We start from the raw sequence: 24,341 nt of genomic DNA, 5'->3' as shown, positions 1-24,341 counted from the left end.
CGCGGCGGCGGTACGTTCGTGAAACGCCCGCTCCGAGGCGTTTTCCCAGATGTAGATCAGCGACGGCAGAGCCCCCACGGGCTCGTCAATCGCGTGCGGCACGCCCGGCACGAAGCTGACCATGCCGATCAGCAGCAGCGGCGCGGTTTCGCCCAGGGCGTGGGCCATTGAAATGATGGCGCCGGTCATGACGCCCGGCATGGCCAGCGGCAGGACGTGGCTGAACACAGTCTGGGTCTTGGATGCGCCCATGGCCAGCGCGGCCTCGCGGATCGACGGCGGCACCGCCTTCAGCGAGGAACGGGTGGCGATGATCAGGGTCGGCAGCGCCATCAGGGCCAGAACCAGACCGCCGACGATCGGACTGGCGCGCGGCAGGTGCATCCAGTTGATGAACAGGGCCAGCCCCAGAAGCCCGTAAACAATCGACGGCACAGCGGCCAGATTGTTGATGTTGACCTCGATGATGTCGGTCCAGCGGTTCTTGGGCGCGAACTCCTCCAGCCAGACAGCGGCGCCGACGCCCAGCGGAATGGCGATCAGTGCGGTGACCAGCAGCATCAGGGCCGAACCGACCACAGCGCCCAGAACCCCCGCCAGCTCGGGCTGGGTCGAGTCGCCATTGGTGAACAGGGCGGTGTTGAAGTGCGAACCGACGACGCCTTCGCGCTGCATCCGCTCCAGCCAGTCGATCTGCTGGTTGGACAGGCGGCGCTGGTCTTCCGGCGTCTCCTTGGAGATTTCGCCCTTCAGATACAGGTCCGCATCGTCCGACAGGGGCGCAGCCAGCGGCACAGTCTCGCCGATCACGTCCGAACGTTTCGTCACCAGATCAGCAGCGACGAACTTGAGCTCCGACGAGAACAGGCGGCGCATCTGCGCGGCCTTGCTGCCCGCCTCATCATCCTGAACGCCCCAGCGCGCCAACTGCTGTTCGGCGGCCAGTTGCTCGAAGTTGGTGCCCTGCGGATAGGCGCGGTCGACGCGCGCCGGGTCCAGATAGACCGGCACGGTCACGGTGTGGGTGTAGAAGGCCGTGTGTCCCTGCTCGACGATGCGCGCCAGCAGGATCACCAAGAAGACGACGGCGGCGCCGATGGCCAGGCGGCCATACAGTTTGAACCGGGTCTCACGGGCATGGCGGCGCTTCAGGCCTGAGCGCAGGCGCTCCAGCCGGGCGTCAGCGGCCGCGCCGATCTGTTCGGGGGTCGCGTCAGTCATACTGTTCTCGGTAAGTCTGGACGATGCGCTGGGCGATGATGTTCAGCAGCAGGGTGACCAGGAACAGGGTCAGCCCCAGACCAAAGGCCGACAGGGTCTTGGCGCTGTTGAACTCCTGGTCGCCGGTCAGCAGGGTCACGATCTGCACGGTCACCGTGGTCACCGTATCCAGCGGGTTCAGCGTCAGATTGGCCGCAAGACCCGCCGCCATGGTCACGATCATGGTCTCGCCGATGGCGCGCGACACGGCCAGCAGCAGGGCGCCCGCGATGCCCGGCAGGGCGGCAGGCAGCAGGACCCGCTTCACCGTCTCGGACTTGGTGGCGCCCATGGCGAACGAGCCGTCACGCAGGCTCTGCGGCACCGCGTTCAGGATGTCGTCGGACAGGGACGAAACGAACGGGATCAACATGATGCCCATGACGGCGCCTGCGGTCAGGGCCATCTGGTTCTGCACCAGCGCCAGATACTGCCCCATTCCGTCCAGAGGACCGCCGATCAGGAACAGGCCGATCTCGTTGAAGAAGACCCGCAGCGCCGGACCTACAGTCAGGGCGGCGAAGAAGCCGTAAACCACGGTCGGAACCCCGGCCAGAATCTCCAGCACCGGCTTGATGATCGAGCGCGTGTTCCGACCTGCATATTCCGACAGATAGATGGCCGACATCAGGCCGATAGGCGCGGCCACGCACATGGCGATGATCATGATCAGGAAGGTGCCTGCGAACAGCGGCACAGCCCCGAAGGCGCCCGACGATCCGACCTGATCGGCGCGAATGGCGATCTGCGGGCTCCACTTCGTCCCGAACAGGAAGTCGAAGACCGGCACCTTTTCAAAGAAGCGGAAACTGTCGAAGGCCAGCGAGGCGATGATGCCCACCGTCGTCAGGATGGCGACCACCGAACAGACGAACAGCGCGCCCCAGATCCAGCCCTCAACGCGGTTTCTGGCGCGGGTCTTGGGACGGATCTGCGTCGAGACGAACAGGCCGCCAAGAATGGCCGCCAGCAGGGCCGCCAGCCCCGAACCCCATTGCAGGGTGCGCTCGATGCTGACCATCCGGCGCGCCTCGATCGGCAGTTGTTCGGCCAGCGGACGCTCCCAGATCTGCAGGGAGGGCTGGCCGCGACCGACGCGCTGGGCGTCGGCGAAGAAGGCTTGGCGGCGGAAAGGCTCCAGCGCGGTGACGGAATCGGGCGTGTCGACCGCGATCAACTGGCGCTCCAGCGGCGCCGAGAAGACGCCGGACAGGATCACCACCACCAGGGCCGGAACCGCCACCCAGATCAGGGCATAGGCGCCATGCTGGCCGGGGCGCGAATGCGGACGAGCGCCGACTGCGCGACGGCGCGCAAGCTCACGACCGCCCAGATAGGCGGCCGCGCCAAGCGCGAAGATGACCAGCAGATAGATCCAGATCATTCGGTGTCCGACAGGAGCGAAGGCGAATCGACACAGCGGCCCACAACAGCGGGAGCGATGCGGCGCGAGTTCTGCCCGTTAATGGTCAGCGGATTACGACGGGTCCGTGACAGTTCCATTACAGCGGCGGTCCGCCGCAGCGGCCCCTCAGTCGGCGAGCGTCGTCGTCCGAACGTCCCGTCGCTCGACCACCATTGGGAACCAGGCCGTAAAGGCCGCCCCCATGCCGGGCGCGCTCTCGACCAGCAGGCCGCCCTGATGGCGGTTGACGATATGTTTCACGATGGCCAACCCCAGGCCGGTGCCCAGTCGTTCACCGCTTTTCTGACCTTCGACCCGATAGAATCGCTCGGTCAGGCGCGGCAGATGCTCGCGCGCCATGCCCGGTCCATGGTCGCGCACAGTGACAGCGGCGTAGAGCACGCCTGCGGCCCGATCCGGCGACACCAACGGCAGACGGGTGGCCCCCGTCATTCGCGCCGCGCCCGCTGCATCAAAGCTGAGGTCGGAAACGACGGAGATCTCGACCACCCCGCCCGATGATGAATATTTGACGGCGTTGTCCAGCAGGTTCTGCACCACCTGAACAATCTCATCGCGGTCGCCGTTGATCGAGGCCCTCGCCTCCCCCTGATCCAGCACGACCGAGATGGCCTTTTGCTTGACCAGAACGCTGACCGCGTCGACCACATCGGCGGCGGCCCGGTCCAGATCGACCCGGCCAGACGGCGGAATATGCTCATTCAGTTCGATGCGGCTGAGCGACAGAAGGTCCGCCACCAGACGCGTCATTCGGTCCGCCTGTGCGGCCATGATGTCCAGAAAACGATCGCGCGCCGCCGCATCATCGCGGGCGTGGCCCTTCAGTGTCTCGATGAAACCGCTCAGCGACGCCAGCGGCGTGCGCAGTTCGTGACTGGCGTTGGCCAGGAAATCGACGCGCATCATCTCGGTGCGCCGTGCATCCGTTTCGTCACGCAGGATCACCAGAGCCAGCGGCTCGCTGCCCGACGCCTGCTCCAGCGGCCGGGTCCAGGCGCGCCAGCGTCGGTCGCGCTGCCCCCCGGTCGTATAGTCCGTCGTGCGCGACACGCCGCCGAATAGCGCCTCGTCCACCGCCTCCAGCACGCCCGGCTCGCGGATCACCTGAACCAGCAGCGCGCCCTGACGCTGAATCCGCATCAGTTCGCGCGCCGCATGATTGGCCATGATGATGCGGCGCCCGGCGATATCGTCAGGCTCTCCGCCGCTGACGATCAGGACAGGATCATCCAGCGCCTCAAACACGCGGTCCAACAGGTCGCCGCCGATCAGATTGGGCTGAAGCTCGACCTGACCGCCTTCCAGCACCGGCTCAGTCGGCGCAGGCGCAGACGGCATGTTCAGCAGCCAGGCCGAAACAGCGATCAGCACCGCCCCGCCGATCAACCACACCGCCAGTTCAGGATGAACGAAGGCCAGTCCGATCATCACCACCAGCGAAATCGCCACACTGGTTCCCACCGTCCACAGTCGGGACGTGAAGGTCGGCGCGACCGGAGACGGAGAGATTTCGTAGGGCATGGCAAGGCAATCTGCGGCGAAGGCCGTTCGAATCCAATCCTTGCACGGATTCTGTGACGGCGTGCCGACAGTGTGCGCATGCAGACGACACCCCTGGCGCGAAGTGCGCTTCACCCACGGTTTCTTTAGAAGTTGCCGCTAAGCTGCTCTTCAAAGGGGAGTTTCGTGGACCGGTTATTCAACTGTATCGTTCATGCCCATGACTGGCGGATCACGATCCTGGCCGCCATCATCTGCGTGGTCGGCATCAGCGGCGCCATTCGCCTGATCGAACGCGCGCGGATCGCCGATGGTCCCCGCCGGATGCGTCTGGCCGTAGCCTCAGGCCTGACCGCCGCCCTGTCTGCCTGGGCCACCCATTTCGTCGCCATGCAGGGATTCATCGCCGGCGTCCCCCTGACCTACGACATGGCGCTGACGGCCATCTCCCTGATCGTCGCCCTGATCACCGTCACCTTTGCGGCCTGTATTCTGATTGCCGGGTTCAGCCGCCTGTGGCGCACCATGGGGGTGCTGATCGCCATCTCCGGCATCGGCGCCATGCATTACACCGGCATGGCGGCCCTGAAGGTTCCGGCCCACATCAGCTGGGAGCCCTGGCTGGTCGCCGCCTCCATCGGATGCAGCCTGCTGATCGCCGGTCTGTCCGGTTTCTTCTATAAGCGCGCAGGCCTGGTCCGCCTGATCGTCGCCGGCGTCGGCGGGGCGGTGTCGATCATTGTGCTGCATTTCTTCGGAATGGCGGCGCTCAATATCGTCCCCGATCCGACCTACACCGTGCATGGAGGACTTTCGCCCGCCACCATGCAAGCCGTGGCCACCGCCATCGCTGTCACCGTCGGCGGCATCGCCGCCAGCCTGGCCTACATGGCCTATTCCTCGCGCGCCGGGGCTCTGCGCCGCATCCGCGAGGCGGTGGACGCCATGCCGGACGGGCTGAGCTTCTACGACATCGACGACAGGCTGGTGCTGTGGAACGCCCGCTATGCAGAGGTGAACCCGGAGATGGGCCCCTATCTTCAGGTCGGCGCCTCCTATCGCGACCTGTTGATGGTTGGCATCAATGAGGGTCGCTACATCGACGCCGTCGGCCGCGAGGAAGCCTGGATCACCGAACGCCTGACCGCGCGTCGCCAACTGTCCAGCAGTGTCGAGGAGCAGACGTCGAACGGCCGCTGGCTGCGCATTCAGGATCGCCGCACCTCGGAAGGCGGCATCGTCACCGTCTGCAACGACATCACCATACTGAAACGCGACGCCCAGGCCTTGGCCGAGGCCCGTGACGCCGCCGAAGAAGCCAATGTCGCCAAAAGCCATTTCCTGGCGAATATGAGCCATGAAATCCGCACGCCCCTGAACGGGGTGATCGGTCTGGCCCAGGCTCTGGCCAAGACCGAACTGACGCCGACGCAGCGCGAAATGCTGGACCTGATGCAGTCGTCGGGCCAGACGCTGCAGACCCTGCTGGGCGACATCCTTGATCTGGCACGGGTCGAATCGGGCAAGCTGGAGCTGACCGAGGACGCCTTCCACCTGGCCGCCGCCGCGCGTGAAGCCGCTCAACTCTATGCCGAGATCGCGCGCGAGAAGGCCCTGGGGTTCCACGTCGACATCGACATCGAAGAGGGGCTTTGGGTCCGCGGCGACGCCGTGCGCCTGAAACAGGTTCTGACCAATCTGATCTCCAACGCCGTGAAGTTCACGACCGAGGGTTTCGTCAGCCTGACCGTCCAGCAGGGACCGGAACAGAATGGCCTGCCGACCGTGCGCTTCACGGTTGAGGACACAGGCATCGGCTTCGACGCGGCGACACGCACACGCCTGTTCCAGCGCCATCACGCGGCGATTCGGCGGCTCGGGCCTGGGCCTGTCCATCTGCCGCCATCTGGCCGAAATGATGGGCGGTGCGCTGGATTGCGAAAGCGAACCGGGCGGCGGATCAGCCTTCATCCTGACCATGCCGTTGGTTCAATGCGACGCGCCCGCCCGCAAGGAATCCAAACCCGTTCTGCTGACTGACGGACCTGACGGCCTTCGCCGACGCGTGCTGGTGGCGGACGACCACCCGGTCAATCGCCGCGTCATCGAACTGATTCTGACGCAGGCCAATGTCGAGACCATCATGGCCGAGAACGGGGTCGAGGCGCTGGACGCCTTCCGCGCCGGGCATTTCGACCTGATCCTGATGGATATGCAGATGCCGGTGATGGACGGCCTGACCGCCACCCAGGAGATTCGTCTTCTGGAAATGACGGAGAGCCGCGCCCGCACGCCCATCATCATGTTGACCGCCAACGCCATGCCGGAACATATCGCGGCGGGGCGCTCGGCCGGTGTGGACCACCATCTGGCCAAGCCTTTCAATGCAGCGGAACTGCTGTCCCTGGCGGCCGATCCGTCCGTTCTGCTCAAGGATCAGGTCGCCGCCGCCTGACAGCCAGGCCTTAATGCGGTTGCGCCCTGTGCCTGATGCGTGTAATAGCCCGCGCTCTTGAATTCGAGGGTTCATGACCCCCGCCGCGCGGGCCCTTTCGTCAGCGCGGCGTTTCCGTTGTTTGTTGAGGCAGCCAGATGGCCGAGATCATTCTGAACGTTGACGTTCGTCAAGGCACCGGCACCGGCGGCGCGCGCGCCGTGCCGGGCATCCTGTACGGCGGCGAGCAAGCCCCCGTCGCTATTTCGGTGAACGAGAAGGACTTCAAGAAGTCGCTCTACACCGGCAAGCTGCTGGGCCACCTGGTCACGCTGAAGTACGGCGAAGAGACCCAGCCGGTCATCGCCAAGGACATCCAGTTCGACCCCGTGTCGGACCGTCCGGTCCACTTCGACCTGCTGCGCGTCGACGCCAAGGGCGAGATCAAGATCTCGGTCCCCGTTCACTTCAAGAACGCTGACGAGGCTCCCTTCTCGCGTCAGGGCGGTTCGCTGGAAGTCGTTCGTCACGAAGTCGAAATCGCCGTTCGCGCCGACAAGATCCCGGAAGAACTGGTTGTCGACCTGACCAACTCGCAAATCGGCGACACCATCCGCATGTCGGACATCAAGCTGCCCAAGGACGCTTCGGCCACCATCACCGACCGCGATTTCGTGATCGCCACGGTCAAGGTTTCCTCGGCTGCTCAGTCGGAAGCCGCTGACGAAGCTGCTGCGGCTGCTGAAGCCTAAGCCTTCGCTTCATCGACAAGATTTGGCCCCGCCCGGTTCGCCTGGCGGGGCTTTTCTTTGCCCGCCGCAACCGGCATGAGGACGCCATGATCATCATCGCTGGGCTCGGCAATCCGGGCGGCAAATACGAAAAGAACCGTCACAACATCGGCTTCATGGCCGCTGATGAGATCGCGCGCCGCTGGCGCTTCGGTCCCCAGCGCGCCAAGTTCCAGTCGATCATCTCGGAAGGCGAGGTCGACGGGACCAAGGTTCTGCTGATGAAGCCCCAGACCTATATGAACGAAAGCGGGCGCGCCGTCGGCGAGGCCGCGCGCTTCTACAAGATCAAACCCAGCGAGATCATCATCTTCCACGACGAGATTGATCTGGCGCCCGGCCGTTTCCGCATGAAGACCGGCGGCGGCGCAGCAGGTCAGAACGGCATTCGTTCGCTGATCAGCCATCTGGGCGCCGACTTCCGTCGGGGCCGCATGGGCATCGGCCATCCGGGCGAGAAGGAACTGGTCATGCCCCACGTCCTGGGCGACTTCCACAAGGCCGAACAGCCGTGGCTGGACGCCTTGCTGCAGGCCTGCGCCGACGCCCTGCCCTTCGCCATTGCTGGCGACGACGAACGCTATCAGGGCGAGGTCATGCGTCTGGCCCCCGCGCCCAAGTTCAGCCCCCGTCAGGCGGCGCGCGGCGAACTGTAGGGCTATCCGCCCCACTAGGCGTTGCCGTCAAAACGCCCTAGAGGCCAAGACGTGATCCGTTCCCAGGCCGACAATTGGTCGCTTGCCCAATCCCTCGCCTTCCTGGCGGCGGTGTTTGCGCTGGCGCTCGGCACGCTGTTGCCGTTCGCGGCCCTGGCGGCGGTCCAACCCGGCCACGCCATCGTCATCTGTTCGGCCGAAGGGCCGCAGACGATCCAGAGCGGCGGCGTCGATGGTCCGGCCAGCAAGCATGTAGGGGCCAAATGCGCCGCCTGCGTCATGCCGCTGGCCTCGGCCCTGCCCTGCCCGCCGGTCCCCGAGCCTGCGCGGATCATCCGCAAGATCGAGACGGTCCGCTATACGCCCGTCAGCGTCAGCCCCCCGCCCCCGGCCCGCGCCCCGCCGCGCCCGCCGTCAACCGCCTGAAACCAGACCATCCGCAGTCGGCCCGCAAGGCTTCGGCTTGACCGGCTGCGTCCGATTTTTCTGATTTCAGGACCATTTTCATGTCTCTCAAGACCGCTGCGGCGCCGTGCGCCCTGCTGCTGGCCGCTGTCGCCAGCCCCGCCTTCGCCTATTCCGCCCCTGCGGAAACCGACCCCGTCGTTCTGGACAGCGTCATCGTCACCGGACGGCGCAACGCCGAAGATCCCGCCGTCGTCGCCGACGCCCGCGCCCTGCTTAGCCGCACCCCCGGCGCAGTCGCCGTCGTCTCATCCGAAAGCTATGAGAACCGCTTCGCCCAGGGCTTTTCCGACACGCTTCGCAATGTGCCGGGCGTTCTGGCCCTGAAGCGGTTCGGCGAGGAAAGCCGCCTGTCCATCCGGGGTTCCGGCATCGCCCAGAGCTTCCACCAGCGCGGCGTCCTGTTCGCGCAGGACGGCGTGCCCTTCGCCGATGCGGACGGCTTCTCCGACTTTCAGGGCATAGACGCGCTCAGCGCCCGCTACATCGAGGTCTATAAGGGTTCCAACACCCTGCGCTTCGGCGGCGCCCAACTGGGTGGGGCGATCAATCTGGTCACGACCAACGGCCGCACCGCCGCCTATCAGAACCTGTACCAGCTTGAGGGCGGCTCGTTCGGCAGCATCCGGGGCCATGTCGAACTGGCGCGCCAGTACGGGGACTGGGACGGCTTCGTCGCCGTCACCGGCCTGAAAAGCGACGGCTATCGCCAGCAGAGCGATCAGAGCCAGGGTCGGCTGACGCTGAATCTGGGCCGCTCCTTCGGCGAGGACCGCGAGGTGCGGCTGATCTTCCAGGCCGCCGACATCCAGCAGTCGGTCCCCAGCGCCCTGTCCCTGAAGGACGCACTGGAAAACCCGCGCCTGACCTCGGCCAGCAGCATCACCAATGACAACGCCCGCGACCAGACGCTGAAGCGGATCACGCTTCAGACCCGCTGGCGCCTTAATGATTCGACCCTGTTCGAAGGCGCGATCTGGGGTTGGGAGAAGTCGCTGTATCACCCGATCTTTCAGGTCGTGGATCAGGAAAGCCAGACACGCGGCGCCTTTGGCCGCATCGACTGGAACGGCTCGGCATTGGGTCTGAAGGCCGACGCCTTCTACGGCTTCAGCTATCGTGACGGCGATCTGGACGCCCTGCGCTATGTCAATGTGCGCGGCTATCGCGGCGACATGACCGCGAACGGCCGTCAGAAGGCCACGGCGCTGGACGTCTTCGCTGAGGGACGGTTGTGGGTGCAGGACCATCTGGCCGTGGTGGCGGGCGGTTCCTACGGGCGGGCGACGCGCGACTATCAGGACCGGCTGAACACGGCCAATGACGCAGACCGGACCTATGACTGGTTCTCGCCGCGTCTGGGCCTGTTGTGGCAGGCGGATGATGGGGCGCAGGTCTATGCCAACATCACCCGCTCGGTCGAACCCCCGACCTATGGGGCGCTGGTGCAGGCGCCGCAGACGGGTTTCACGCCGGTGAAGGTTCAGGACGCCTGGACCGGCGAAGTCGGCGCGCGCGGACGGCGCGGTCCTCTGGCCTGGGACATCGCCGCCTATCGCAGCGCCATCAAGGGCGAGATGCTGAACTTCACGCTTGCTGCGGACAAGCTTCCCGCCACCTTCAACGCCGACCGGACCATCCATCAGGGGATAGAGGCCGGGCTGGACTGGCGCCTGCCGTTCGAACTGGCGGACGGCTCCCTGCTGCTGCGCCAGACCTATGCCTGGAGCGATTTCCGCTTCGACGGCGATGCGCGCTGGGGCGACAACCGCCTGCCGGTCGTGCCCGAACACGCCTATCGCGCCGAACTGACATGGCGCCATCCGTTGGGCGTCTTCCTGACCCCGTCCATCGAATGGCGGATCAGCCAGCCCTATGTCGACTATGCCAACACCCTGAAATCGCCTGACTATGCCGTCTTCGGCCTGAACGTAGGCTGGGAGGTAGCCAAGGGTCTTACCGTCTTTGCGGACGCCCGCAACCTGACCGACAAACACTATGTCGGCGAGTTCTCGGCCATCACCGACGCCCGCCTCGCCTCCACCGCCATCTTCTATCCCGGCGAGGGTCGCGCCCTCTTCGTCGGCCTGAGAATGGCCTACTGACGATGACGCGGTCTTCACCCCCAACGCCCCTGTCCGGGGCTTACCGCGCCGTCTGGCGCTGGCACTTCTATGCGGGCGTGCTGGTCATGCCCTTCCTGATGCTGCTGGCCCTGACCGGCGGTCTCTATCTGTTCAAGGACGAGATCGATCAGGCCGTCTATCGACCGATGATCCAGGTCGCAGATGGTCCCGATCAAGCCCCGCCCGACGCCTGGCTGATGATGGCGGCCAGGGCGGGTGAAGGCCGCGCCGCCAATGTCCTGGTCCCCCTTCGCGGGGATCAGGCGGTTCGCGTTCGTGTCGATCGTCCTGACGGCTCGCAAAGGACTGTCTTCGTCGATCCTCATACGGCGCGGGTCACCGGCATCACCGCCTATGGCGGGGTAATGGAGACGATCAAGGGGCTGCATTCCCTCAGCCTGTTCGGGCGCGCCATGAACATCCTGATCGAGATCGTCGCCGGCTGGTCCATCATCCTGTTCGCCACAGGGATTTATCTGTGGTGGCCGCGCGGGCGGGCGGTTGCGGTGCTGAAACCCGCGACTGGGGACGTACAGCGCCGTCCGTCCTGGCGCGATCTGCACGCCCTGACCGGCTTCTATGTCGGTGGAGTGGTGCTGTTTCTGGCGGTGACGGGAATGCCCTGGTCCGCCGTCTGGGGCGACCGCTTCATGGCCGTGGTGCGAGAGACAGGTCTGGGTCGCCCGCCAGCCCCCGCCGCCGCCAATCCCTGGAGCCACGCCAAACATGATCAGGCGCCCGCTGGCGTAGGCTGGACCATGCAGAACGCCGTCCTGCACGGCCATGCCGTCCATGATCCCAGTCTGGCGCGCGTCATGGCGACAGCCGAGGCCCAAACGCTGCCCCGGCCCTATGTCGTCAACATTCCGTCTACGCCCGATCTGGCCTGGACCGTCGCCCGCCAGACCCGAAAGGTCGAGGATGCCCGCAGCCTGTATGTCGACGGCCAGACAGGCGCGGTTCTGGCTGACGCTCGCTGGAGCCAGTTCGGCCTCGGCGCCAAGGCCTTCGAATGGGGCATCGCCGTCCATCAAGGCATGCAGTACGGCCAGATCAACCGCATCATCATGCTGGCGGGCTGCATCGGCGTCTGGGTGCTGGCGATCAGCGGTCTGGTCATGTGGTGGAAGCGCCGCCCGCCCGGACTGAGGCCCGCACGATTGGGCGCACCCGCCGCCCCGCCCGGCGCCCGCGTGCGCACCGCCGTTCTGGGGATCGTCATTCCCCTTTCCATCCTCTATCCCCTGACGGGACTGAGCCTATTGGCCGCCCTGCTGCTCGACTGGATCGTGCGCAGGCTGGCTGCGGCCCGACCCGCGACTTCCTGAAAGGACTGTCCGACATGAAACGCATCGCAACCCTCAGCGCCCTGCCCGCCCTGCTGCTGATCGCGGCCTGCAGCCAGGAGCCTGTCCGCTCCGCCGCCGATGAGGCCAAGCCCGTCGCCGAGATCACCGCATCCGACGCCTGGTGCCGCCCCTCGCCGAACGGCGCACAGGCCGCCGCCTGCTATGTCACCCTGATCTCGGAAGCCAATGACAAGCTGATGGGCGGCAAGACCCCGCGCGCCAGCGAGCTTCAGGTCCACGAGATGAAGACCGACAACGGCGTCATGAAGATGAACCAGATCCTGACCGGCATGGATCTGAAACAGGGTCAGGCCGTCATGCTGGCCCCCGGCGGCGCCCACCTGATGCTGATCGGTCTGACCGCACCTCTGGTCGCCGGTGAGACGGTTCCCCTGACGCTGGAGTTCGCCGCCGCACCCGCCGTGACGGTCGAGGCCGAGGTTCGCCAGCCCCGCGCCAGAGACGCCCAGCACGGCGGTCATTAAGCCATATTGAAGCGCGAGCCTGACAAACGGGTCGGAACCCGCTAAAGGCTCGCGCCTCAAGAGGATACCCATGGCCCTTAAAGTCGCGATCGTCGGCCTGCCCAATGTCGGCAAGTCCACCCTGTTCAACGCCCTGACCAAGACGGCGGCGGCCCAGGCCGCCAACTATCCGTTCTGCACCATCGAGCCGAACACCGGCGACGTGGCTGTGCCGGAGGCGCGCCTGAACGCCCTGGCCGAGATTGCAGGGTCCAAGGAAATCATTCCCGCCCGCATCACCTTCGTCGATGTCGCCGGCCTGGTGCGCGGTGCGTCCAAGGGCGAGGGTCTGGGCAACCAGTTCCTGGCCAACATCCGCGACTGCGACGCCGTCGCCTTCGTGGCCCGCTGCTTCGTCGATGATGACATCACCCACGTCGAGAACCGCATCGACCCCATCGCTGATCTGGAAATCATCGAGACGGAACTGATGCTGGCCGACATGGAAAGCCTGGAGCGCCGTCGCCCGCAGCTGGAAAAGCGCGCCAAGGGCGGCGACAAGGAATCCGGCCTGACGCTGAAGCTGGTCGATCTGGCTCTGGCTCAACTGAACGCCGGCAAGCCCGCCCGCACGGCCGACGTGTCCAAGGAGGACAAAAAGGCCTGGGACATGCTGCAGCTGCTGACAGCCCTGCCCGCCCTCTATGTCTCCAACGTCGAGGAAGGCAACGCCGACAAGGGCAATGAGCTGTCCGACAAGGTCGCCGCCCGCGCCGCCACGGACAACGCCAACTCTGTCGTCATCTCGGCACAGATCGAATCCGAGATCGCCGTGCTGGACGACGAGGAGCAGAAAGAGTTCCTGGAGACCCTCGGCCTCGAAGAACCCGGCCTGAACCGCCTGATCCGTGAAGCCTACAAGCTCCTGGGTCTGCAGACCTATTTCACCGTCGGCCCGAAAGAGGCTCGCGCCTGGACCATCCCTGTCGGCGCCACCGGCCCGCAGGCCGCAGGCGTGATCCACACCGACTTCGAAAAAGGCTTCATCCGCGCCGAAACCATCGCCTTCGAAGACTTTGTCGCCCTGCGCGGCGAAGCCAAGGCGCGTGAAGCGGGCAAGCTGCGCGCTGAAGGCAAGTCCTACGTCGTCAAGGACGGCGACGTGATGAACTTCCTGTTCAGCTGATCACCTATCTTTCCGTCATCCTCACCCTTGCGGCGGGGATGACGGTTCCGGCGGCTGGACACCCGGTTCAGTCTCGCCGTCAGACTTGCCTTTGAGCATCTTCTCAAGCGGGTTTCCCGGGTCCGGCGCACGCGGTGAACTGGGGCAACGCACCAGCTTCACCGTCATCATGTCCTGATCCACATAGGTCAGGTTCATCACCTCGCCAGTCGTGGCCATGTGAACCCGTTCCGTCCGCACCTGGCCATTCTCGACGCACGACAGGCTGGCCGCATAGCCGCTGCCCGTCTCACGGATCGATGCGATTTCACAGCTGTGGTCATGGCTGTCGAACTGCAGCGGCGTGATGGTGTAGGGGCTGTTGGCCCCTTGCGGCTGATCGCACCAGCGTAGATTCGCCGCCCAGACTCCCACAAAACTTCTCGGCCCGCGTGACGCCAGCGATGACGGCCCTTTGGGCTGCACCTGCTGCATCGCCTCGGGTGTGCGCAGGGGTTCGGCAGGTTCCGTCGGCGGATTGACGTCGCCATTGCCGCAGGCCGTCAAAAATGCAGCGGCGGCAAGTATCGGGAACAGCGTCGTTTTCATCCTTGCTGAACGCCAAGGCCCAGCTTGGGTTCAAACCCATGCGTTAAGTGCGGTTGATTCTGATAATCGTTCGCAGTACGACCCCGCTAAATCACCCATCGGGGCCATAATGCGCAACCTTCTCCTCCTCACCACCGCCGCAACCGCCTTCGGCGCCGTCCTGGCCGCCCAACCCGCCTTCGCCGACGACACGACCACGCAGGTCGCCCCGACACAGGTCGATCCGGTCACCGTCATCGCCACCCGTTCACAGCGTTCCGCCTCCCAGACGCCCGGCACTGTCAGCGTCATCACCAGCGACCAGATCGAAGCTGCGCTGGCCACCGACATCAAGGATCTGATCCGGTTCGAACCCGGCGTCAGCGTTCCTACCTCGCCTGCTCGCTTCTCCGCCGCACTGTCGGGCGCAGGCCGTGACGGCAACTCCGGTTTCACGATCCGCGGCATGGGCGGCGACCGCGTGCTGATCATCAATGATGGCGTGCGCCTGCCCAGCGGCTTCAGCTTCGGCGCCCAGGCGGTCGGGCGCGGCGGCTACAATGATCTGGACCTGATCAAGTCGGTCGAGATTCTGCGCGGCCCCGCCTCTGCCCTGTACGGTTCAGACGGCATTGCCGGCGCCGTAGCCTTCACCTCGAAAGACCCGTCGGACTTCCTGACCGGCGACAACGCCTTCGGCGCACGCGGGCGTGTGGCCTATAGTTCGGCGGATGAAGGCTGGACCGAGGGCGTGGCCTTCGCGGGGCGCACGGGCTCACTGTCAGGCCTGCTGGCCTACACCCGCCGCGACTATAAGCAGACGGAAAACCAGGGCGAGACCGATGGTGTCGGTTCAAGCCGCACCGAAGCCAATCCGCAGGACTTCACCTCCAACGCCGTACTGGCCAAACTGGTCTGGCAGGCTGCACCCAACCACACCGTCCGTCTGACCTACGACCATCTGGACTCGACGATGGACGGCGATGCGCTCAGCAGTCAGGGCGTCACCACCAGCACACGCCCCGGCCCGCCCCCTGTTGTCACCCGCACCATCGTCAATCAGGTTCTGGCCAAGGACGACACCAAGCGCGACCGCGTCAGCCTGGACTGGCGCTTCTCTGATTTCCTGGGTCTGACCGACGGTTCGGTCTCGGGCTACTGGCAAGACGCGACGACGCGCCAGTACACCTTCGAGGACCGCGACATCGCCACCACCGTCGGCACGGGTCCGACCACCACGGTCGCCAGCGACCGCGTCCGCGACGTGACGTTCGATAACACCGTCTATGGTCTGGCGGCTCAGGGCTCACGCATCTTTGGCGCAGGCACAGTTGCACAGCACCGCATCACCATCGGCGGCGACTGGTCGATGACCAAGCAGGAAGGCATCCGCGACGGCATCCTGCCTCCGGTCGGTGAAACCTTCCCCATCCGCGCCTTCCCCAAGACCGAATACCAGTTGGCCGGCCTGTTCGTTCAGGACGAGATTGAAATGCTGGGCGGCGCGCTCAGCATCATCCCGGCTGTCCGCTACGACTGGTATGACCTGTCGCCCAAGGCCGACGCCCTGTTCCCCGCCGCGACCAGCGGTCAAAGCGATGATCACATCTCGCCCAAGCTGGGCGTGATCTACTGGACCGGCGCGCATCTGGGCGTGTTCGCCAACTACAGCCTGGGCTTCCGTGCGCCCTCGCCGATGCAGGTGAACAACTTCTTCGAGAACCCGGTTTACGGCTATCGCTCCACGCCCAACCCGAACCTGAATCCCGAGACCAGCGAAAGCTTCGAAGCAGGCTTCCGTCTGCGCGACATCGATGTGGCGGGCGGCAAGCTGCGTCTCAACACGACCGCCTTCGTCACCCACTATGACGACTTCATCGATCAGGTGGTGGTCAGCGGCACGGGTGTCCCCGGCGTCGATCCGCTGGTCTATCAGTACGTCAACCTGACCGAGGTCGACATCAAGGGCCTGGAAGCCCGCGCCGACATCTACTGGAACAATGGCTTCAGCCTGATCGGTTCGGCCGCCTATGCCGAGGGCACGCAGACCACCAATGGCCGCACGAACCAGTTGGCCAGCATCGACCCGATCAAGGTGGTTGCAGGTCTGAACTATGCTGCCCCCTCAGGTCTCTGGGGCGCCTCGGGCACGGTCACATGGTCGGGCAAGAAGGATCAGGCCAGCTACACCATGCCCTGCGCCACGACCTGCTATCTGGGCGACAGCTTCACCCTGCTGGACCTGACGGCCTATTGGAATGTGACCGACACCGTCACGGTCCGCGCAGGCGCCTTCAACGTCTTTGACGAGAAATACGGCTGGTGGAGTGATGTGCGCGGCCTGTCCGACGCCTCGACCGTCAAGGACGCCTACACCCAGCCGGGCCGCAACTTCGGCCTGTCCCTGACCCTGCGCCTGTGATCGTCATGTCCGTCAACAGCCCCAAGAAGGTCCGCCCCATGCGCGCCATCCTGATCGCCGCCGCCCTGCTGACCTCGACGGCCCCCGCCGCCCTGGCCCAGCAGGCAGCGGCCCCCGCCGTCGCAACCGCTGCGCCTGCCCCCGCCAACGCCTTCGAGCGGGATCGCCAGTCGATCCTGGCACAGGCGGGCCAGTACCGCGTCCACTTCGACATGCGCGAGAACGTCAGCTTCAACGCCGACTATGATCCGCTGGAGGAGAAGCTGTCGGGCGGCAGCGAGATCGTACGCGTGGTTTACGACCACGGCGACCGCATCAGTCTGCAGCATACTCTGGTCATGGAGCATGAGGGCCAGTCGATCGTCGTCAAACACTGGCGTCAGGACTGGGTCTATCAGCCCCAGACGGTGCTGACCTACGCCGGACCGAACGAGTGGACGCTAACGCCTGTTCCGGCGGACCAGCGCACCGGGGCATGGTCCCAGACCGTGTGGCAGACCGACGATTCCCCCCGCTACGGCGGCGTCGGTCACTGGACCTATGACAACGGCCTGTCGGTCTGGACGTCCAACGCAACATGGCGGCCGCTGGCCCGCCGCGACGCGGTGCGCAACCCGATCTATGACCGCTATCTGGGCACGAACCGTCACGCCCTGACGCCCGCTGGCTGGGTCCACATCCAGGACAATGTGAAGATGTCGGGCCGCAATGGCGGCGAACCGGTCGCGATCGTGCAGGAGGACGTCATCAACACCTATGACCGGTCGACCAACTTCTCGACCAAGGCGGGCGATGACTACTGGGCCAAGACGCAAGGCTTCTGGGCCGCGATCCGCGCCGCCTGGGACGCCGCCATCGCCGCCGGCAACGGCGTGCATGTGGCGGAGGTCGGGGACACCGGCTCGGTCACCGGCACACCTCTGATGGGACTGGCGGACAAGGTGTCCAACGGCGAACTGAGCGAGGCCGCCGCCATCACCCAGGGGCGCGCCATCATCGCCCAGGCTACGGCTCGCTAGAGCCTTACCCCTTTCGCGGCCCCGCCACCCCTTTCAGGGCCGTGAGATCTCGACGCCGAAGGATCTGCCCCTTCGGCGTCGATTGATTCAGCGCCTTTGGTCAGCCGTCGCGTTGCGGATGGTGTTGAACTCAGCGGTAGGCTTCCATGCAGGCCAGCTCGTGCTGTCCGCCACCGTCAGGCCCAGCCGATACAGCAGGTCCAGATTCTGAAGCGCGGCGGTGAAGTCATAGTCCGCGCGCCATTCGTCCGACAGTTGGTGATAATACCGCGCCATCTGCCCTTCGTAATAGGGTTTGCCCGCCGCGATCCCGCCCTTGACGAAATCCCGCCCGGTCCACGGCATCAGGGCCGGAACCCCGCCCGCCGCAAAGTTGAAGTGGTCGGAACGGTAATAGAAGCCTTCTTCCGGGTATCCGTCGCCGGTGACCACCCGCCCCTGCACGGCGGCGAACCGGGCCAGAATGTCCTCCAGCTCCGACTTGCCGACGCCGAACAGCGCTACATCCCGCGTCGCAGGCGTGAAGGGCAGCATGTCGATGTTGATGTTGGCCGCCGTCTTGGCCAGCGGATAGACGGGGTCGGCGGCATAGGCTTCGGAGCCCAGCAGCCCCTGCTCTTCCGCCGTCACGTGCAGGAAGACCACGGTGCGTTCCGGCGCCGGTCCATTCTTGAACGCCCGCGCCATCTCGATCACACCCGCCGTGCCCGAGGCGTTGTCCCAGGCGCCGTTATAGATGTCGTCGCCGTTCGCATCCGGCTGGGACGCTTTGCCGACATGGTCCCAATGGGCGGAATAGATGACGTATTCGTCTGGCCGCTGCGTGCCGGTGATCTTGGCCAGCAGGTTGTTGGAGTGGATCACCTCGGTCGTCTCGGCGATGTCGACGTTCAGGCGGGCGTTCATGTCGAAGGCCCCACCCAGACCCGCCGCCTGCGACCGGGCCAGCACGTCGGCGAAACCGGCGCCCGCTATGGCCGTCGCTGTCTGCGTATTGATCGTGCCGGTGAAGCGCGCATCCTTGGCCCCCTTGATCGTCATCTGGGGCCGCGTTGCGCCACCCACTGAACGCCGCCAGCGCCCGTCCTCGGTCTGCAGGGTGATGACACCGACAGCGCCGCGTTCCAGCGCCTCCTGCGTCTTGTGCGTGGATGAGCCGTAGAAGTTCGGGTCCTGTCCCATGACGGCGGGCTGCCCCCGCAGCACGACGACGACCTTGCCGGTCAGGTCTGCCGATCCATAGTCGTCCCAGCCGCGCTCGGGCGCGACAATGCCGTATCCGGCAAAGACCAGCGGTGCATTGGCGATCTTCAGCGCAGGGTCCGCAGGCCCCGCCCGCAGGGTGATGTCTTCGCCCGACGTCAGGACATGCGACACCCCGTTCGCGCCTTTCCACGAAGCGGTCGGCGCCCGTTCAGGCCTGAAGCGAACCAGATCGACCGGCTGCAGCCACGAACCGTCACGACCGCCCGGCTCCAGACCCATCGTCTCATACTGACGTTGCAGATAGGCCAGGGTCAGACGCTCGCCGATCAGGCCGGGAAAACGGCCCTCCAGCTCATCCGAGGCCAGATATTTGATGTGGTCCGACAGGGTCTGGGCGCTGAACTGAGGCGTCGCCGCAGACGCGGTCGCAAAGGCATCCGTATGAGCGACGGGTGCAACCGCAGGGGCCGAGGCGCAGGCGGCCAGCACCAGGGCGGCCAAGGCAATGAAGGGCGAACGACGAAGGGTCATGAAGCAGGCTCTGAATGCATAATAGAAAAAGGGGCCGGATCAGACCCGGCCCCTTCATTTGGCGGTGGATTCAGCGACGCTGGGCGTCGGTTTCCGAACGAACGGGTCCGAACTCCGAACCCGTCTTCCACTTCGGCCATTCGCGGTCATTCGCCAGGGCGCGACCGACATTATAGAAGACCTGCAGGTCCTCGATCATGCCGCTGTAATCCCAATCCGGCGACCATTCGTCCGCCGCCTGGTGATAGCGTTTGGCGCCATATTCCGCCCGCGCCGCCTCACGCTGGGCGATGGGTTCGTCGCGGAACTCGCCACGGCTTCCAGCATAGGCCATCGGCACGCCGCGCTTGGCCAGCGGGAAGTGGTCGGAGCGGTAATAGGTGCCCGCCGCGTTCTCATAGTCGGGCATCAGGGTGCGGCCCTGCGGCTGGATCGCCGCCGCCAGACGCTCGTCAAAGTCCGACTGGCCATAGCCGGTGACGCCCAGGCCCGTGACCCGGCCATAGACGTTCATCGAATCCATGTTGAAGCCGCCGACGGTCTTGGCCAGCGGATAGACCGGGTTGGCGGCATAATATTCCGAACCCAGCAGGCCGCTCTCTTCACCCGTGAAGCTGATCATGACGACCGAGCGTTCGGTGGGCGGCGAGTTGCCGAACATACGCGCCAGTTCCAGCAGGCCCGCTGTGCCGGACGCATTGTCGACGGCGCCGTTGAAGATGCGGTCGCCGGTCGCGTCAGGCTCGCCCATGCCGATGTGGTCCCAGTGGGCGGTGTATAGGACCGTCTCGTCCGGGTGGGTCGTGCCCGGCAAGCGGGCGATGACATTGTGCGAGGTGATGCGGTCGGTCTTGACGTCGAACTCGGTCGAGAAGCTGGCGCCCGGCAAGGCCACCGGCTGGAAGTCACGGCTGCGCGCTTGAACCTTCAGGGCCTCGAAATCCAGACCTGCACGGCGGAACAGATCGACGGCCACGTCACGTTGGACCCAGCCCTCCATCGGCACGCGCTCGGAGGCGGCGTTCTGGCGCAGGATGTCGAACTGGGCCACGCCCCACGAGTTGGCCACCGTCTGCCAGCCGTAGGAGGCGGGCGCGGTTTCGTGGACGATCAGCACGCCCGCCGCGCCCTGACGCGCCGCCTCTTCGTACTTGTAGGTCCAGCGCCCGTAATAGGTCATGGCCTTGCCGCCGAAGGTGTTCAGCGACGGGTCTTCGAAATCGGCGTCATTGACCAGAACGACCAGGATTTTGCCGCGCAGATCCTGCCCCTTGAAGTCGTCCCAGTTCCGCTCGGGCGCCTTTATGCCGTAACCGACGAAGACCAGCGGCGCATCCTTCAGGCTGACGTGATCCGCAGGGCGGCGCGTCGAGATCGCCACCTCGCGCCCCTGCGTCAGCGGCAGGCTCCAGTCGCCCAGCTTCAGCGAGGCGTGGATGTTGGACTGGACGAAGCGGTTCAGGATCACATCCTGCGTCCACTGACCGTTCGGGCCGCCCGGCTGCATGCCCGCAGCCTCATACTGCTGGCTCAGATAGGCGATGACCTTGGCTTCAGCCGGGGTGGCGATGCCACGTCCCTCGAAGCTGTCGTCGGACAGAACCCGAATGTCCTCAGAGATGCGCGCCGCGTCAAAGACGGGCTGGCGATGCACCGCCGCCGGATTGGGCGCCGTGGCGCAGGCGGACAGAGCCGCACCCGCCATCAGGACGACAGCAAGGGAAGTGACGATACGCATAAAGACAGGCCCCACAGCCATGAAAGATGACCGGACCCTAGGGGGCCTGTCCGCCGGTGTCGATTCCGGACCCGATGCATTCGCGTAAACAAAAACCCGCCGGAGGGAACTCCGGCGGGTTTAAGCATTTCGTCTGATGGCGGAGCTTAGTGCGCCACGCCCTTCCAGATACGGCGGTAGCTGGCGTAGGTGATGCCCGCGAAGATCAGCAGGAAGATGATCACGCCGAAACCGGCTTGCTTGCGCTCGACCATCTTCGGCTCGGACGTCCAGGCGATAAAGGCCGCGACATCCTTGGCGTACTGGTCGACCGTCTGGGGCGAACCGTCGTCATAGGTCACCTGGCCGTTCTGCAGCGGCGGCGGCATGGCGATGAAGCCGCCGGGCGGAACATGCTTGGGATCCCCCGTCCAGAACGGCGTCAGATCGCCGGCCATGAAGGGATTGTAGTGCTGGCCGTCGCGGATGGTCACACCCTTGGGCGCATCCTTGTAGCCCGCCAGCAGCGAGTAGATGTAGTCGGCGCCGCCGTGGCGGGCCTTGGCCATCACCGACAGGTCAGGCGGCGCGGCGCCGCCGTTGCCCGCCGCCGCCGCCGTGGCGTTCGGATACGGATTGCGGAACTTGTCCGCCGGGGTGCCGTCACGCTGGATGGCTTCACCGGTTTCGCTATCGATGTCAGCGATCTGGATTTCCTTGGCCAGAGCCTTCACGACAGGGTTGTCGTTCGGGTTCGGATACTTCGGGTTCCAGAACGGACCATGAGCATCGCCCAGGTTCCGGTAGTGCATGAGGTTCATGCTGTGACAGGCGGCGCAGACCTCGTGATAGACCTTATAGCCGCGCTGCAGCTGGCCCTGATCATAGGTGCCGAACGGCCCGTCGAAGCTGAACCCGCCCGAGTGCGGATGGGCGGCGCCCCCCGAAGCCAGGGCCGGAGCAGCAGCCATCAGACCGACAGCAACGGCGGCCGAGGCGATGATGGTCTTGATCGACACGGTCTTCATTCCAATCGTCATGACGCTCAGCCCTTCTGCTCGGCGGAGTCCGCGCCGGTCAGGACCGGCTCGGAGATCGTCGCAGGGATCGGCAGCGGCGTTTCCTTCAGACCCACCAGAGGCATGATGATGAAGAAGAACGCGAAGTAGTAGGCCGTGAACAGACGCGTCAGCCACAGGTAGGAGTTCAGGTCGCCGTCAAACAGAGTGAAGGTCTTGAACGAACCGATCACAGGCGCGTCCGGCAGTTGACCGCCGCACCAGCCCAGACCCACGCCCACCACCAGGAAGATGATGAAGAAGGTCCGCATCGTCGGGCGGTAGCGCATCGAGCGCACCTTGGACGTATCCAGCCACGGCAGGACGAACAGCACGCCGATCGCGGCGAACATGGCCACCACGCCGCCGAACTTGTCGGGGATGGCGCGCAGGATCGCGTAGAAGGGCAGCATGTACCACTCGGGCACGATGTGCGCGGGCGTCTGCAGCGGGTTCGCCGGGATGTAGTTGTCGGCGTGGCCCAGGGCGTTCGGCTGATAGAAGACGAAGATCGCGAACAGGATCAGGAACAGGATGATCGCAAACCCGTCCTTGACCGTGAAGTACGGGTGGAAGGGCAGCAGGTCCTTCTTGGCGCGGTCCTTCGGGATCAGGATGCCGACCGGGTTGTTCTGGCCCGCAGCGTGCAGCGCCCAAAGGTGCAGGACGACGCAGCCCAGGATCGCGAACGGCAGCAGATAGTGCAGCGAGAAGAAGCGGTTCAGCGTCGCATTGTCGATCGCCGGGCCGCCGCGCAGCCAGATCAGGATCGGCTCGCCGATGCCGGGAATGGCGCCGATCAGGTTGGTGATGACCTCAGCGCCCCAGAAGGACATCTGGCCCCAGGGCAGGACGTAGCCCAGGAAGGCGGTGGCGATCATCAGGAAGAAGATCACGCAGCCGATGATCCAGATCATCTCGCGCGGCGCCTTGTAGGAGCCGTAATACAGGCCCCGCAGCATGTGCAGGTACACCGCGATGAAGAACATCGACGCGCCGTTGGCGTGGACGTAACGGATCAGCCAGCCGCCGTTCACGTCACGCATGATGCGCTCGACCGAGGCGAAGGCCAGGTCGACGTGCGGCGTATAGTGCATGGCCAGAACAATGCCGGTGATGATCTGCGTCATCAGGCAGATCGCCAGGATGCCGCCGAAGGTCCACCAGTAGTTCAGGTTACGCGGCGTCGGCAGCGACATGTAGTCGGCGCCGAAGCGGATGATGGGCAGACGGGTGTCCAGCCACTTTTCAACGCCCGTTTTCGGGACGTAGGTGCTCTCGTGATCGCTCATGATCCTCCCCTGGCCCTCAACCGATCTTTACGCGGGTGTCGGACAAATAATCGTAGTTCGGCACGATCAGGTTCAGGGGCGCAGGCCCCTTTCTGATGCGGCCGGACGCGTCGTAGTGCGAGCCGTGGCAGGGGCAGAACCAGCCGCCGTAGTCGCCGGCGCCGAAGGTCGGAACGCAGCCCAGGTGGGTGCAGGAGCCGACGACCACCAGATATTTCTCGTGACCCGGCTTGGTGCGCTCGGCGTCCGTCTGGGGTTCCTTCAGGTCGGGCGCATGGTCATCGGCGATGACGCGTTGCAGCTCGGCCGGGGTGCGATAGCGCACGAACACCGGCTTGCCCTGCCATTTGATGACGACCTGCTGGCCTTCCTGCACCTTGGTCAGATCGAACTCGATCGACGCCAGGGCCAGGGTGTCGGCTGCCGGGTTCATCTGGTTGATCAGCGGCCAGGCGATCATCGCGCCTGCGCCCACCGCAGCGGCGCCCGCTGCGATGTGAATAAAGTCGCGGCGATTAGGATCACCGCCTTCAGGGCTTTCAGTATGCACGACCGATTCGGCCACGTTTCACCTCTCGAACGCCGCTGAACAGACCTGGGGGCCCACCCTCGCCACGGCACGAACAAAGAACGAAGCCGGGAATTCCCTACGGCTGTTCGACCCACGCCCCCTCGGCGCAAGCTGCTGACGTTTCTTGCGAAACGCTCGCAAAACAGACCGCGACAAACCCCCTGACCGCGCGTATGTCAGGCCTTAGAATGCGTCTCGCCCTTTTTCAACCTGACATTCCTCAGAACGTCGGAGCCTGCATCCGATTGTCGGCCTGTTTCAGCGTCGATCTGCATGTGATCGAGCCCACGGGCTTCCGTTT

The 24,341-nt window shown here is 65.2% G+C and carries 19 protein-coding genes and 2 pseudogenes; 12 read left to right on the top strand and 9 right to left on the bottom strand.

The features are described 5' to 3' along the window. The 3 genes from pstA to QZ281_RS05460 form a co-directional block, all read right to left on the bottom strand. A partial coding sequence (gene pstA / locus QZ281_RS05470) for a phosphate ABC transporter permease PstA (protein ID WP_292225641.1) occupies positions 1-1,221 on the bottom strand: 1,221 nt, incomplete at its 3' end. Continuing rightward, on the bottom strand, positions 1,214-2,644 hold the full coding sequence (gene pstC, locus QZ281_RS05465) for a phosphate ABC transporter permease subunit PstC (RefSeq protein WP_292225638.1): 1,431 nt from the start codon (positions 2,642-2,644) through the stop codon (positions 1,214-1,216). The genes pstA and pstC, both read right to left, overlap by 8 nt. Before the next feature lie 147 nt (positions 2,645-2,791). Further along, entirely contained in the window at positions 2,792-4,207 is a 1,416-nt protein-coding gene (locus tag QZ281_RS05460) for an ATP-binding protein (RefSeq protein ID WP_292225635.1), read from the bottom strand. A gap of 303 nt (positions 4,208-4,510) precedes the next feature. Between QZ281_RS05460 and QZ281_RS05455 the strand changes: the two are divergent. From QZ281_RS05455 to ychF, 9 genes and pseudogenes are all read left to right on the top strand, one after another. Then, positions 4,511-6,116 (top strand): annotated as a pseudogene (locus QZ281_RS05455) (MHYT domain-containing protein); the annotation flags it as partial. A 48-nt stretch (positions 6,117-6,164) separates the two neighbouring features. After that, on the top strand, positions 6,165-6,641 hold the full coding sequence (locus tag QZ281_RS05450; protein WP_292225790.1) for a response regulator: 477 nt from the start codon (positions 6,165-6,167) through the stop codon (positions 6,639-6,641). Between the two features lie 137 nt (positions 6,642-6,778). Further along, positions 6,779-7,372 (top strand): 50S ribosomal protein L25/general stress protein Ctc, encoded by a 594-nt coding sequence (locus tag QZ281_RS05445; protein WP_292225632.1) that lies wholly within the window; start codon positions 6,779-6,781, stop codon positions 7,370-7,372. An 86-nt stretch (positions 7,373-7,458) separates the two neighbouring features. Beyond that, complete coding sequence (gene pth / locus QZ281_RS05440) at positions 7,459-8,067, top strand: aminoacyl-tRNA hydrolase (protein ID WP_292225629.1); 609 nt, start codon at positions 7,459-7,461, stop codon at positions 8,065-8,067. Between the two features lie 51 nt (positions 8,068-8,118). Then, on the top strand, positions 8,119-8,493 hold the full coding sequence (locus tag QZ281_RS05435; RefSeq protein WP_292225627.1) for a DUF2946 family protein: 375 nt from the start codon (positions 8,119-8,121) through the stop codon (positions 8,491-8,493). A gap of 80 nt (positions 8,494-8,573) precedes the next feature. Beyond that, positions 8,574-10,637 (top strand): TonB-dependent receptor, encoded by a 2,064-nt coding sequence (locus QZ281_RS05430; RefSeq protein WP_292225624.1) that lies wholly within the window; start codon positions 8,574-8,576, stop codon positions 10,635-10,637. A gap of 2 nt (positions 10,638-10,639) precedes the next feature. Further along, positions 10,640-11,986: a PepSY domain-containing protein gene (locus QZ281_RS05425; RefSeq protein WP_292225621.1), complete on the top strand. Its 1,347-nt coding sequence runs from the start codon at positions 10,640-10,642 to the stop codon at positions 11,984-11,986. Positions 11,987-12,000: 14 nt separating this feature from the next. Further along, the gene (locus QZ281_RS05420) at positions 12,001-12,492 is read left to right on the top strand and encodes a copper chaperone PCu(A)C (RefSeq protein WP_292225619.1); all 492 of its coding nucleotides are present in this window, start codon (positions 12,001-12,003) and stop codon (positions 12,490-12,492) included. A gap of 70 nt (positions 12,493-12,562) precedes the next feature. Beyond that, the gene (gene ychF, locus QZ281_RS05415) at positions 12,563-13,657 is read left to right on the top strand and encodes a redox-regulated ATPase YchF (protein ID WP_292225617.1); all 1,095 of its coding nucleotides are present in this window, start codon (positions 12,563-12,565) and stop codon (positions 13,655-13,657) included. Between the two features lie 21 nt (positions 13,658-13,678). Here ychF and QZ281_RS05410 read toward each other — a convergent pair whose 3' ends face one another. Continuing rightward, a complete protein-coding gene (locus QZ281_RS05410) occupies positions 13,679-14,245 on the bottom strand; it encodes a hypothetical protein (RefSeq protein WP_292225615.1) in 567 nt (188 codons plus the stop codon). 109 nt (positions 14,246-14,354) lie between these two features. On the opposite strand from QZ281_RS05410, the gene QZ281_RS05405 reads away from it, so the two are divergent. Then, on the top strand, positions 14,355-16,646 hold the full coding sequence (locus QZ281_RS05405) for a TonB-dependent hemoglobin/transferrin/lactoferrin family receptor (protein ID WP_292225613.1): 2,292 nt from the start codon (positions 14,355-14,357) through the stop codon (positions 16,644-16,646). A gap of 5 nt (positions 16,647-16,651) precedes the next feature. After that, entirely contained in the window at positions 16,652-17,665 is a 1,014-nt protein-coding gene (locus QZ281_RS05400) for a DUF6607 family protein (RefSeq protein WP_292225610.1), read from the top strand. Between the two features lie 87 nt (positions 17,666-17,752). On the opposite strand, the gene QZ281_RS05395 is transcribed toward QZ281_RS05400, so the two are convergent. The 5 genes from QZ281_RS05395 to petA all read right to left on the bottom strand — a co-directional run bounded on the left by QZ281_RS05395 (position 17,753) and on the right by petA (position 24,034). Continuing rightward, complete coding sequence (locus QZ281_RS05395) at positions 17,753-19,402, bottom strand: M28 family peptidase (RefSeq protein ID WP_292225607.1); 1,650 nt, start codon at positions 19,400-19,402, stop codon at positions 17,753-17,755. A gap of 70 nt (positions 19,403-19,472) precedes the next feature. Next, the gene (locus tag QZ281_RS05390; protein ID WP_292225605.1) at positions 19,473-21,140 is read right to left on the bottom strand and encodes a M28 family metallopeptidase; all 1,668 of its coding nucleotides are present in this window, start codon (positions 21,138-21,140) and stop codon (positions 19,473-19,475) included. Positions 21,141-21,286: 146 nt separating this feature from the next. Beyond that, entirely contained in the window at positions 21,287-22,159 is an 873-nt protein-coding gene (locus QZ281_RS05385) for a cytochrome c1 (RefSeq protein ID WP_292225602.1), read from the bottom strand. Between the two features lie 5 nt (positions 22,160-22,164). Then, positions 22,165-23,469, bottom strand: a complete 1,305-nt coding sequence (locus QZ281_RS05380) for a cytochrome b N-terminal domain-containing protein (RefSeq protein WP_292225601.1) — start codon at positions 23,467-23,469, stop codon at positions 22,165-22,167. Between the two features lie 16 nt (positions 23,470-23,485). Beyond that, complete coding sequence (gene petA, locus QZ281_RS05375; RefSeq protein WP_292225598.1) at positions 23,486-24,034, bottom strand: ubiquinol-cytochrome c reductase iron-sulfur subunit; 549 nt, start codon at positions 24,032-24,034, stop codon at positions 23,486-23,488. Positions 24,035-24,228: 194 nt separating this feature from the next. Here petA and QZ281_RS05370 point away from each other — a divergent pair. Continuing rightward, a pseudogene (locus tag QZ281_RS05370) lies at positions 24,229-24,341 on the top strand (tRNA (cytidine(34)-2'-O)-methyltransferase); the annotation flags it as partial.

It is taken from the genome of Brevundimonas sp. (genome assembly GCF_018608325.1).
In the GTDB taxonomy this organism is placed as follows: Bacteria; Pseudomonadota; Alphaproteobacteria; order Caulobacterales; family Caulobacteraceae; genus Brevundimonas.
This window is presented reverse-complemented; position numbering and strand designations above follow the sequence as displayed.